The 11,465-nt window shown below is 61.0% G+C and carries 10 protein-coding genes and 1 tRNA gene; 1 reads left to right on the plus strand and 10 read right to left on the minus strand.

The annotated features are described in order from the left end of the window. Positions 1-2,077, plus strand: a 2,077-nt coding sequence (locus NW841_RS09360) for a GAF domain-containing protein (RefSeq protein ID WP_414386177.1), incomplete at its 5' end; no start/stop codon positions are given. Between the two features lie 127 nt (positions 2,078-2,204). On the opposite strand, the gene NW841_RS09365 is transcribed toward NW841_RS09360, so the two are convergent. From NW841_RS09365 to NW841_RS09410, 10 genes are all read right to left on the minus strand, one after another. Continuing rightward, positions 2,205-3,623: a cytochrome c biogenesis protein gene (locus tag NW841_RS09365; RefSeq protein ID WP_414386178.1), complete on the minus strand. Its 1,419-nt coding sequence runs from the start codon at positions 3,621-3,623 to the stop codon at positions 2,205-2,207. A gap of 80 nt (positions 3,624-3,703) precedes the next feature. Beyond that, on the minus strand, positions 3,704-4,453 hold the full coding sequence (locus NW841_RS09370) for a cytochrome c biogenesis protein CcdA (RefSeq protein ID WP_414386179.1): 750 nt from the start codon (positions 4,451-4,453) through the stop codon (positions 3,704-3,706). Between the two features lie 115 nt (positions 4,454-4,568). Beyond that, positions 4,569-5,087, minus strand: coding sequence for an inorganic diphosphatase (locus NW841_RS09375; protein WP_414365475.1), 519 nt, complete (start codon positions 5,085-5,087; stop codon positions 4,569-4,571). 88 nt (positions 5,088-5,175) lie between these two features. Then, a tRNA-Asn gene (locus NW841_RS09380) sits at positions 5,176-5,247 on the minus strand. Positions 5,248-5,334: 87 nt separating this feature from the next. Then, positions 5,335-6,213 (minus strand): M56 family metallopeptidase, encoded by an 879-nt coding sequence (locus NW841_RS09385; RefSeq protein WP_414371448.1) that lies wholly within the window; start codon positions 6,211-6,213, stop codon positions 5,335-5,337. Continuing rightward, positions 6,210-6,644, minus strand: coding sequence for a BlaI/MecI/CopY family transcriptional regulator (locus NW841_RS09390; protein ID WP_414386180.1), 435 nt, complete (start codon positions 6,642-6,644; stop codon positions 6,210-6,212). The genes NW841_RS09385 and NW841_RS09390 overlap by 4 nt, the downstream gene beginning before the upstream one ends. Positions 6,645-6,727: 83 nt before the next feature. Next, entirely contained in the window at positions 6,728-8,035 is a 1,308-nt protein-coding gene (serS, locus tag NW841_RS09395) for a serine--tRNA ligase (RefSeq protein WP_414386181.1), read from the minus strand. A gap of 27 nt (positions 8,036-8,062) precedes the next feature. Beyond that, positions 8,063-9,055, minus strand: a complete 993-nt coding sequence (ilvC, locus tag NW841_RS09400; RefSeq protein WP_414376501.1) for a ketol-acid reductoisomerase — start codon at positions 9,053-9,055, stop codon at positions 8,063-8,065. Positions 9,056-9,130: 75 nt separating this feature from the next. After that, on the minus strand, positions 9,131-10,615 hold the full coding sequence (locus NW841_RS09405) for a glycosyltransferase (RefSeq protein WP_414376499.1): 1,485 nt from the start codon (positions 10,613-10,615) through the stop codon (positions 9,131-9,133). Positions 10,616-10,759: 144 nt separating this feature from the next. Then, on the minus strand, positions 10,760-11,221 hold the full coding sequence (locus NW841_RS09410) for a YlqD family protein (RefSeq protein WP_414365473.1): 462 nt from the start codon (positions 11,219-11,221) through the stop codon (positions 10,760-10,762). Between the last annotated feature and the right edge of the window lie 244 nt (positions 11,222-11,465).

Here is an 11,465-nt window from a genome sequence, read left to right on the forward strand (position 1 = left end):
CACCGGCTACACCGAGGCCGAGCTCTTGAGCATGAATTACGCCGACATAACGCATCCTGAGGATCTGCGGCAGGAGGAAATCTATGTCGAAGAAATACGAGCAGGCCGCCGCCGCGGCTACCGGATGGAAAAACGCTACATCCACAAAAGTGGCGAGATCCGGTGGGTGGATCTCTCGTCTTTTGTGGCGGAGACTCCCGAGAAACAGATTTACGGCGTTGCCTCAATTGTCGATATCAGCGAGCGCAAGCAGGCCCAGGAGCAGGTTCAATTGCAGCTCCACCAAGCCCGGCTGCTCAGCCACATCGTCCAAGGGATCCGGCAATCGTTGCAGGTGGAGTCCATCCTCAGTTTTGCTGTAGAGGAAGTTCGCCGTTTGTTGGATGTGGAGCGGGTGGTGATCTACCGCTTTTTCCCCGATTGGGTGGGCGAGATCGCCATGGAATCGGTTAGCCGGCCAGAGTTGAGCCTGCTGGGCCTGGTTATCGAAGATCGTTGTTTCGTAACCCAGTGGCACCAAGCCTATCAGCAGGGCCGCATTTCCGCCATTGAAGATATCGACACTGCCCCCATCCAGCCCTGCCACCGGGAGCTGCTGGCCAGCTTAGGGGTGCGGGCCAACTTGGTGGTGCCCATCTTGCAGTCGGCTGGCCCTGACGGCACAGACGGCGGGCTGGCCCGCCTCTGGGGGCTGTTGATTGCCCACCAGTGCAGCGCCCCCAAAAAATGGGATCCCTGGATGCCGGATTTTTTGCGACAAATTGCCGATCAACTGGGGCTGGCGCTGCAACAGGCGGAGCTGTTTGAGCAACTGCAAGCTGCCAATGCCGAGCTGCGCTACCAGGTGGAGGTGCGCAATGCCGAGCTGGCCCAGCGGGTAAGGTACGAGCAAATGCTGCGGCTCATTGGCGACAAGGTGCGCTCCAGCCTGGACGAACAGGAGATCTTGGCCACCGTGGTGCGGGAGCTGACCCAGGCTTTCCAACTGGGCGCCTGCGGTGTGGCCCTCATCCATCCGGAAACCCAGACCTACACGCTGGTCTACGAAGCGGCGGGATCCCTGCCCCCTATAGGCCAAGTTACCCTGCCCTTGGATCCCGTTCTTTTGCGCCAGCTTCGCCAAGGCCAGACCCTCTACTTCAGCACGGATCACCCGCTGCGGGGGCGCTGCACCTTCCTCGCCTGCCCCCTGTTTGTGGAAACGGGCTCGTTGCTGGGCTTTCTCAAGTTGATCCGCTTGCCCCAGGAAGGGTTTATTGAAGCCGAGATCCACTTTGCCGAGCAGGTGGCCACCCAGTGCAGCATCGCCATTCGCCAGGCCCGCCTCTACCAAGAAATCCAGGCCCAGCTCCGGCAACTGCAGCGGCTCAACGAGCTCAAAGAAGAGTTTCTCAGCATGGTCTCCCACGAGCTGCGCACGCCTCTGACCAACATGAAAATGGCTTTGAAAATGTTGGAGGTGCGCGGTCTTTCCGAGGCGCAGATCCCCTATTTCCACATCCTCAAACAGGAGTGGCAAAAAGAGCTGGACTTGGTCAACGACCTGCTGGACCTGCAGCGGCTAGAGGCCGGCAGCCGCAGTCTGGAGATTGCCCGCTTCGAGGTGCGAGAGTGGCTGGAAAAGCTGGTGCCGCCCTTTGCTCTGCGCTTTCAGGAGCGCCGGCTCACTTTTGTCTCCCGCATTCCCTCTGAACCCATCCTGTTCAGCACCGATGTGGGGCTGCTCACCCGCATCCTCAGCGAGTTGCTGGCCAATGCTGCCAAATACACCCCTGCTGGCCAGCAGGTTTACCTGGAAGTGGCGGGCGATTCTTCGGGTCTCCATTTGCAGGTAATCAACACCGGCGTCGAGATCCCAGCGGAGCACCTGCCCCGCATTTTCGAGAAGTTCCACCGCATTCCGCAACTGGACTACGCCCACCAGGGGGGCACCGGCTTGGGCCTGCCGCTGGTGAAAAAGGCGGTGGAGCTGCTGCAAGGGATCCTGCGGGTGGAAAGCGGCGAGAACCGCACCCTGTTTGCAGTCAGCCTGCCGGATTTGGGCAGTTCTGCTCTCACCCCCAGCCCCTCTCCCTGAGGAACACCCTCACCCCCAGCCCCTCTCCCTGAGGGACTCCCTCACCCCCAGCCCCTCTCCCTGAGGGAGAGGGGAGCTAGATAACCCTGGGCAGTGTTGTTGGTCAAACAGCCGGCACTTGGGTAGGCTAGCCGTTGGCTAAGGACTCCGTCCCGCTGACGCGAGCGGCGGGATTGAGTTCTTTTGCCGGAGAAGGGGGAGAGGAGAGCAGTTGCTGCTCCACCAGGTGGGCAAACTCCCGCTCGAAGGTCACCAGGGCGCGGTTGGTTTTGCCCCCCAGGTAAAGCCCTGCTTCCGTCTCCAGAGCCCAAACTTGGCTGTAGCTGAAATAGCTCATCACCACCCCCAGCATCAGCAGCCCAAAGCCAAGATAGACAAGAGGGATCCCTGGATCCGATTTCATTTGCAGGCCGGTGGCGCCGATAACCTCATCTAGGTGCAGGGTAAGGGGGTTGGGAAAGCGCTGCGGAGCCACTTCGTCGAGGGCCAGGCTCATGCCCTGGCGCAGGGATCCTACCCATTGGCCCTGGGTGTCGTAGAGCAGGGCCGTCCCCTGCAAATCTGGCAACAACAGCGTCAAGCCCTCGCTGAGATCCGGTCGGGTGGGCACAAAAGCGCCCCAGAGCTTGCTGCCCGCCTGGGTGGGCACCGGCACCACTGGAATTTGGAAGGGGGGGCTGTTGTTGAGGCGGATGCGGATGCTGTCGATGCCCCAGTCGGCTTGGTAGAGGGTCACGCCGCGGTAGGAGAGGGGATGGTTGACAGAGATGGTCTGGCGCTTGACCTCCTGTCCCCCATCCAGAATCGAGAGGTCAGAATAAAACTGCTTTACCCGTCCGTCGGGAGCATAGTCGATCCAGAAGCGGTTAACCCGAATTTGCCAGGTGGGCAGACGAGCCAGATCCCCTGCCCCGGTTACATGTTCAATGGCGGCAACCCCACCGCTGGGAATCAGCTCCTGGGCCTTAAAGCCCCCGAGGCTGCCCCAGATGGCCCCCAACAGGATCAGCAGCAGGCTGACGTGCACCAAGATGGGGCCGAACCGCCCGATTAGCCCCTTGCGGGCGTAGAGCCGGGATCCCTCCTCAAACACCGCATAACCCCGTTGTCGCAGCCGCTGCGGCAGTCCCTCTAGGGAGTGTTGGGGCAGATAGATCCAAAAGGGCAGCCGCCGGAAGGAGGAAGGACGGGTGAGGTAGCTCCAGCGACGGGCCACCTTGAGCATCGGCCACTGGCGCGTGAAAGAACAGGCGGCCAGGCTGCTGCCAAAGAGGATCAACAGGGCCAGAAACCAAGGGGTGCGATAGACGTGATCCAACCCCAGCTTGAGGATCAGCCGCCAGGTGAGAAAGCCAAACAGGGCCGGATGCTCAGGATAGTGAGCCTGGTAGAAGGCCACCGTTTCCTCTTGCTCGATCACCGTGCCCAGGGCGCTCAAAAGGGCAATCGCCAAGAGAAGGCCAATGGCTAGGCGCAGATCCGCCAGCAGCGGCAGCAGCTCATGGCGAAAATACCGCCGCAACAGCGGAAGAGGGTGGATAACCATGGGAAGTTGTTAGCTCAAGACTTGGATGCCCCTCTCAACGGGAGGGCAGCCCCATCTTAGCCTGTAGCGGCAGGGATCCCTTAGGCCCAAGCGGAGAGGATCGTCACGGTACCAAAGCCCACCAACACCACGCCACTGGCATAGGTGAACCAGCCCGACCAGCGCCGCAGGGCCAGCAGTTGCTTGAGCGAGCCGGCAAACACCCCTGCCAAGAGCAGCGGCAAGACCAGCCCCAGGGCATAGGCCAGCAGCAACCCGCCCCCCACCCAGGGCTGCTCCGTGGTGGAAACCCAGCCCAGCAGGGCCACCAAAACCGGCGTGCTGCAGGGAGAAGCCACCAGGCCAAAGGTGGATCCCAGCACCACCGACCGGCTCAGCCCAGGCCACTGGCCAGGGATCTCCAACCGGTTAAACCAATCGGGGAAGCGCAGGGGGAAGACTTCCAGCAGGTTCAGGCCCATGAGGATGGCGATCCCTCCCGCCACTAGGGATCCAAAGGCAGTGGTTTGTCCATAAACCCGGCCTAGCAAAGCTGCCCCCAAACCCAGCAGGGTCAGGGTAAAAGCCACCCCAGCCGCAAAACCCAAAGATTGGGCCCAGATGTGCCGACGCACTTTTCCGGCCTCTTCATCAGGGCTAGGGGTGTAGCCGCCGATGTAGCCAATGGTTACCGGCAACATAGAGAGCAGACAGGGAGAAAGGCTGGTAACCAAACCTGCCAGACCCACCAGCAGCAGGCTCAGCGGGGAAAGGTGCTGCAGTTGACCTTGAACCAGCTCCGTTGCCCACTGCTCTAGGTGGTAGAGCCAAAGCTGAAGGGTATCCACCATAGCAAAAGCTGTCGAGTCCAAACCTAGGCTAGCTCAAGGAGCCCACTCCAGGGCAGCTTGGCGCCAACTGGCCAGCACCCTCAGCGGCGCGCTCCAGTCCAGAAAAGCTGGGGAGCTACTTGGACTGTTGGTAGGCGGCAATGCTGCTGGCGATCACTGCCTCGGTTTCGGCCAGACCTTTCCAGCCCAAGATCTGGGTTTCTTTCTTCTCTAGGCGCTTGTAGGTGGCGAAAAACTCGGCAATCTCGTCCAGGCGGTGCTGGGCAATATCTTCCAGCTTGGTTACGGAAGCATAGCGAGGATCCTTAGCGGGCACGCACAGCAACTTCTCATCCGGCTCCCCTGCGTCGATCATCTGCAGCATGCCCAGCGGGCGCACCGCAATCACGCACCCTGGAAAGGTGGGCTGATCCATGATCACCAGGCCATCCAAGGGATCCCCGTCCCCTGCCAGCGTATTGGGCACAAAGCCGTAGTCGTAGGGGTACTGCACCGAAGAGTAGAGCACCCGGTCTAGGGCCATCACGCCCATGTCTTTGTCAAACTCGTACTTGTTCTTGCTGCCGCCAGGGATCTCAATCAAGAGGTTGAGCAGACCCGGCTTGGGTTGGGCAGGGATCCGCGACAGGTCAATCACAGCAATTGTCCTCGAAATACGTGACGCAAAAATAGCCAGAGGGCATTATAGCTCCCAGGGCGGGACTTCAAGTAGCAAAGACAAGCTCCTCGGGCAAGATTCGAACTTGCGACCAATCGGTTAACAGCCGACCGCTCTACCGCTGAGCTACCGAGGATCAAAGTATCTTCCATCGTAGGGAAAAAAACGCCATCAGGCAACTCCCCCGAAGGAAAGGATTCTTGGCTCCGCCCAGGCCATCGTCTCAGTGGTGAAAGGGGATGGCCAATAAAGGCAGCAGAGCCAGCCCCAGCCAAGCCCAACCCTGCACGGAAAGGTGCGACGAGGGCGCGACGGGGCCCGACTCCTCTTGCTGCAATAGGGCATCGATGCGCTCTTGCAGCCGTCCCCCCGCAGTGGATCCCATTTCCAGGGCAAAGCCAACCCAAGCCGCTGCCGGCTGCTGCGCCATGCCATGGCCTACCACCTGCACCAGAGCCTCTCCCAGCACCAAGGGATCCACCCGCTGAGCCGCCCAGCAATCTGCCCGTAGCTCCCGCAGGGTCAGCAGTTCTTGCCAGAGAACCTCCGTATTCGGCAGCCAGCCGCTGAGGCGTCGCAGCCAACCAACCGCAAACATCCACAAGGTATCGCAGTAGTGACGATGGGCCTCTTCGTGGGCCAGCACTGCCTGCAGGTGCTCTTCATCCAACTGCTCCAGCAGACCGCGGCTAACCACCAATTGCGGCTTCCACACCCCCACCTGGGCAGCAAAAGGGATCTCCAAGTCCAGCACGTAGGCTGGAGAGCCATACAGCTCGACCTGGGCCAGAGCCTGCAGGCGGGCACGTCGGCAGGAGCGCCAGAACTCCCAAGCCCAGTGCAAGGCTACGCCCCCAGCCACGGCCAGCACCAGCAGCGCACAGCCATAGCAGAACCAGCCTCCTGACCCGGCCATTTGTCCCCATGGCCCCATCCAAGCTAGAGCAAGGGCAGTCATCAGCAAAAACAGCGGCGGCAGCAAGAAGTGGATCCAGGCCCATTGCCAGCGCTGCGCCCACTGGCCGGCTTTATCCAGCCGCACCTGGCCTCGCCACAGCCAACTGAGGCCCAAGCCCAACAACAACATGCCCAAGTGGCTCATTGGGGATCCCTCCTGGCTTCCCGCGCAGCCCGCAGCCGCTCGGCAATCGCCTGCAACTGGGACACGCTGGCCTGATCCAGACTGTCGGCGAAGGCTGCCACCGTGTCGGGATCCCCGACGGCCAAAAATTGCTGCAACTGGGCAAAGGCCCTCAGGCTGGCAGCTTCCTGGCGAGAGAGACAGGGCCGCCACAGCATTGGCAGAGGCCGCCCCTCGGCATCTGTGCGCCGTTCACAGCTTACCCAGCCTTTTTGGCTCAAGCGCTGCAAGACGGTGGTTACTGAGGCATAGGCCAACTCGCGGTTGGGATCGGCCAGAATGCGCTCGTGGATTTGGCGGGTGCTGGCACTGCCCAGCTCCCAAAGGATATCGAGGATCTCAGATTCCAGAGGGCCCAGTGAGAGTTGCTTGGGACGATGCTTGGGCAACATAAACCCTGGCAGGGTAGGGATCCCTATCTAGATTGACATACTCTCCGCAGCTATGGCTTGCTGGAGCACCGCGGCAGAATGGCTTAGGGAGCAGTCCGGAGAGTGCCGTCTTGGGAGAGGAAGCGGGAGCTGAGGAAAGGACGCAGTGCCTGGGGAATGCGGATTGAGCCGTCCATCCGCTGGTGATTTTCCAACAGGGCGGCCAGAGAACGGCCCACTGCCAAGCCCGAACCGTTGAGGGTGTGGACGAAGTGAGTGCCTTTCTGCCCGGCCTCTTTGTAGCGCAGGTTGGCGCGGCGGGCCTGGAAATCCCAGCAGTTGGAGCAACTGGAGATCTCCCGGTAGCGGTTTTGGGAGGGGAACCACACCTCCAGATCAAAGCAGCGGGCCGCCGAGAAACCCAGATCGCCGGTGCACAGCTCCACCACCCGGTAGGGCAGCTCCAGCATCTGCAAAATGGCCTCGGCATCCTGTACCAGCTTTTCGTGTTCTACCTCCGACTGGGTGGGGTGGGTAACTTTGACCAGTTCCACCTTTTGAAACTGGTGCAGCCGGATCAGGCCCTTGGTGTCCCGGCCATAGCTGCCGGCTTCGCGGCGAAAGCAAGGCGTGTAGGCACAGAAATATAGCGGCAGGTGCTCGGCTGGGATCACCTCGTCCCGGTACAGGTTGGTGAGGGGCACTTCCGCTGTCGGGATCAGCCACAAGTCATCCTCAGCACAGCGAAAGCTCTCCTCGGCAAACTTGGGCAGTTGTCCTGTTCCCTGCAGAGCAGCGCTGTTGACCAAAAAAGGAGGGATTACCTCGGTGTAGCCGGCGGCAATGTGGCGCTCCAGCATCATGGCAATCAAGGCCCGCTCCAGAGCCGCCCCTGCCCCTACCATGGCGACAAAGCGGCTTTGGGCTACCTTGACAGCACGGCCAATCTCCAAGAGGCCCAGCTTCTCGGCAATCTCGTCGTGGGGAAGGACGGGATGGGCGGGTTTTAGCTCATCTCCCCAGCGGCGCACCTCCACGTTGTCGGCCTCATCTCGGCCAACCGGCACGCTGGGCAAGGGCAAGTTGGGCAGGGTAAGCAGGCGGGCGCGCATCTCCTCCTCCAGCTCCCGCTCCCGCTGTTCCAGTCGGGCGATCTCGGCCTTGAGCTCTGCCGCCTGCTGCCGCAGGGCCGCCACCTCGGATCCCTGGGGATCCGCTCCCTGGCGGATGAGCGCGCCGACTTTCTTGCCAAGGGTGTTGCTTTCCGCCTGCAGAGAGCCACGCCGAGCTTCCAACTGGCGCCGCTCCCGATCCAACTGCAGGATCTGATCCAGATCGATACTGGCCCCGCGCTTGTCCAGGGCTTGGCGTACCTCTTCTGGGCGATCCCGCAGCAGCTTCAGATCCAGCACGAGACTTGCCTGGGAAATGACCTCTACCTATTCCTTCAGCCAGCTAAACATGGCCCGCAGCTCCTTGCCCACCTTTTCGATGGGGTGCTCGGCCTCGCGGCGGCGCATCGCCGTAAAGCCGGGCTTGCCAGCCTGGTTTTCCAAGACAAACTCGCGGGCAAACTGGCCGCTTTGGATCTCAGCAAGGATGCGCTTCATCTCGGCGCGGGTTTGCTCCGTGATGATGCGGGGGCCACGGGTGTAGTCGCCGTATTCTGCCGTGTTGGAGATGCTGTGGCGCATTTTCTCCAGACCCCCCTCGACGATGAGATCGACAATGAGCTTGACTTCGTGCAGGCACTCGAAGTAGGCCAGCTCCGGCTGGTAGCCCGCTTCCACCAGGGTCTCAAACCCGGCTTTGATCAAAGCCGTGAGGCCACCACAGAGCACCACCTGCTCGCCAAAGAGGTCGGTCTCGGTCTCCTCCCGAAAGGTGGTCTCAAGGATGCCAGCTCGCGTGCCGCCAATCCCCTTGGCATAAGCCATGGCCCGCTCCCGCGCCATCCCCGAGGCATCCTGGTAGACAGCAAACAGACAAGGCACCCCTTGGCCCTCCTGGTAAGTGCGCCGCACCAGGTGACCGGGGCCTTTGGGAGCAACCATGATGACATCGACGTCCGCCGGCGGCTGGATCTGGCCAAAGTGGATGTTGAAGCCGTGGGCAAACAGGAGCACCTTCCCCGGCTGCAAATGCGGGCGGATCTCACTCTGGAAGACGGTCTTTTGCACTTCGTCCGGTAGCAGGATCATCACCCAGTCGGCGGCAGCCGCAGCATCTGCTACAGTCTTGACCACTAACCCGTCCTGCTCGGCTTTGGGCCAAGAGGGGCTGCCGGGGTAGAGGCCGACGAGGACGTTGACACCGCTGTCGCGCAGATTGAGGGCGTGGGCATGGCCCTGGCTGCCGTAGCCGATGATGGCGACGGTCTTGCCGTCCAGGAGATCCAGGTTGGCGTCAGAGTCGTAGTAGAGGCGGGCCATAGTCGGGCTGGGTAGTGTGGTGAGCTGGCGTTTGATTAGGATAGCAGGATTAAGGGGATCCCTGGCAGGCGAAATTCAGAGGCCGTGATGCACGGTTTTCACCCATTTCAACCGCTTGGGCTGCACACACATACGAGCCGTGGTTACAATCATGACCGGCAGCCAGTGGAGCATGTACACCAAGCCTAGGGCAGTGCGCCACCAGAGCTTTCGTCCGCGCAGCCCCTCCACTTGGCGCAGCCCGCGATAGAAGGCCACCGTCACAGATCCCATGACCAGAGCGTTCAAGGGGAGCAGCACTGAGGAGTGGTCGGCCAAGAGTACCCAGAGGGTATCGGGAACTAAGGCCATCGGCAGCAAGTACTGAGAGATAAAAAAGGCCCAGAGATCCACCGTCTTAGCCATGCCCAGGCGGCGGCTGAGGATCCCTGGCCAGTAGTCGAGGTAGCGCTGGTAGCCCCCTTCCGCCCAGCGGCAGCGCTGGTGCCAAAGGCTTTTCCAAGAGGTGACCCCCTCTTCGACGATGGCCGGCTCCGTCAGAAAGGCAATATCCACCCCCGCCAGGTGCAACTTAAAAGTGAGATCCAGGTCGTCGGTGAGGGTGTTCTCGTTCCAGCCGCCGCACTTTTCCAGGACATCCCGTCGCACCAGTTGGCCGTTGCCTCGCAGCTCGCCAATCCCGCGGATGGCCACCCGCTGCTGCTGCAAGTAGGCATCGGAGGCCATCTCCGCCACCTGGCCCAGAGTCCAGAAGTTGACGTTGGGGTTGCTCAAGGCTTTGCGCACCTGAACAGCGCCGATTGTCCGTCTGCCGGGGCGGGGGGGCTGGCCAAACAGCGGCAGGGTGCGAGCCAGCAAATCCGGGGGCACAATGGCGTCGGCGTCGCAGACCAGGATGATCTCCCCCCGCGTCAGGGGCAGCACCTCGTTGAGGGCGCCAGACTTTCCGCCTCCTCGCCCCGGGGGCCGTCGGTAAACTCGCAGATGAGGGATCCGCTTTTGGGCTTCCTGCAAGATGTCGGGGGTGGCATCGCTGCTGGCATCGTCAATGGCCCACAGCTCCAGGTGGCTGCTGGGGTAATCCAACTGGGTGAGACTATGCAGCAGCCGCGGCAGCACTGCGCTTTCGTTTTTGGCCGGGATCAACACCGCCACTCGCGGCAGAGGAGAACCCGCCAGCGCTAAGGGCTGAGCCCCGCCCACCTCAGGCAAAGGCAGGGAGGCTGTTTCGGCGACGGCGGGAGGCCGGGCCATTGTTCCAGGAGGGTGAAGCCTCAAGGGGGGCGGCAGAGCTGCCGGTTGCAGCCGGAACAAGCGGTTGATGTGGATGACCATGAAGGTGGCCAGGCCAACGGTAAACCAGCGGGCTACCGCTACTTGGTGCATCAGGCTGACCAGACCCCACACCGTCGCCAGAACCAGGAAAGCCTTGAGACGGCGGCGCTGGGCCGAGGTGAGCAGCCAATCGGGAAGATGTAGATCCTCGAGGGGAGCAGGCTCTGACCCGACAAACTCAGACATGGGGAGCATCTCGTAGGTAACAACTTTGCCCGTACGCATCAGCCGCCCCGAGCCCAGCGGCTGTTAAGAGGTCGTTAATTATTGTCACCTATTGTGTTGCCACCACGTTGGGTTGAAGACCAAAGGTTCTGGTCTGCTACCCCACAGCAAGGGATCCCTGTCCTCCCAAAGGATATGAAAAGCTTATGGGTTGCCGCGAATTTCCTTGATCACCCCATCTTCCAGCAGGATCTCCACCTGCATTTTCTGGATCAGGTTGTCTCCCTTTTGCACGCGGAAGAAGCTCTCCACGCTGCCCTGCAGCACCTCTTGGTTCAGCTCCAGGCTACTCAGTTGGTTGATCTGTTGGAGCAACTGGTTTTTTTGATCCAAGAGCTTGATCTTTTGCTCATTCACGCGGCTTTTTACCGCTTCTACCTGTTGGAGCACCTGGGGGCTGTTGGGGTTAGGGCTTTGTTTTTCGATTTCGGCAATGGCCCGCTTGCCCTGAAACTCCAGTTGCTGCATCTGAGCATCGGTGGCTTCGATTTGCCGCTCCAATTGCTCCTGCATTTCTTTCTTCCAAAGGGGGGTGACCACCACCTTGACAGGGATGGTGCGCTTGAGCAGTAACTGAGTGCCGTTGCCGACGTTGCTTTCTTCCATAAGACCTATCCAGGCAGACTACCAACCAAATCAGGGGGCCCTACTTAGAATTGTCCTCTAGCAACCTCGGAGAAGGAGGTTTGACAGACCAGACCTCTCCCCGCCGTGGCGGAGAACCCGTTTACTTATCCTACCGGCTGGGATCCCCGCAGTAAAGTCTCGGCTGGGGGGAAATGGCGGTTTTGGTTAAGGATCTTGAAGGCCGCTGCCCTGCGGCGGCGCAGATTCGGCTAGCGTGAAAGAC

It is taken from the genome of Synechococcus sp. H60.3, assembly GCF_047462295.1.
In the GTDB taxonomy this organism is placed as follows: domain Bacteria; phylum Cyanobacteriota; class Cyanobacteriia; order Thermostichales; family Thermostichaceae; genus Thermostichus.

Coding starts and splice junctions, on each gene's coding strand:
- NW841_RS09410 (WP_414365473.1), bottom strand. CDS start 11,221: ATGGAAGAAAGCAACGTCGGCAACGGCACTCAGTTACTGCTCAAGCGC.
- NW841_RS09370 (WP_414386179.1), bottom strand. CDS start 4,453: ATGGTGGATACCCTTCAGCTTTGGCTCTACCACCTAGAGCAGTGGGCA.
- NW841_RS09385 (WP_414371448.1), bottom strand. CDS start 6,213: ATGAGCCACTTGGGCATGTTGTTGTTGGGCTTGGGCCTCAGTTGGCTG.
- NW841_RS09390 (WP_414386180.1), bottom strand. CDS start 6,644: ATGTTGCCCAAGCATCGTCCCAAGCAACTCTCACTGGGCCCTCTGGAA.
- NW841_RS09365 (WP_414386178.1), bottom strand. CDS start 3,623: ATGGTTATCCACCCTCTTCCGCTGTTGCGGCGGTATTTTCGCCATGAG.
- NW841_RS09405 (WP_414376499.1), bottom strand. CDS start 10,615: ATGCGTACGGGCAAAGTTGTTACCTACGAGATGCTCCCCATGTCTGAG.
- ilvC (WP_414376501.1), bottom strand. CDS start 9,055: ATGGCCCGCCTCTACTACGACTCTGACGCCAACCTGGATCTCCTGGAC.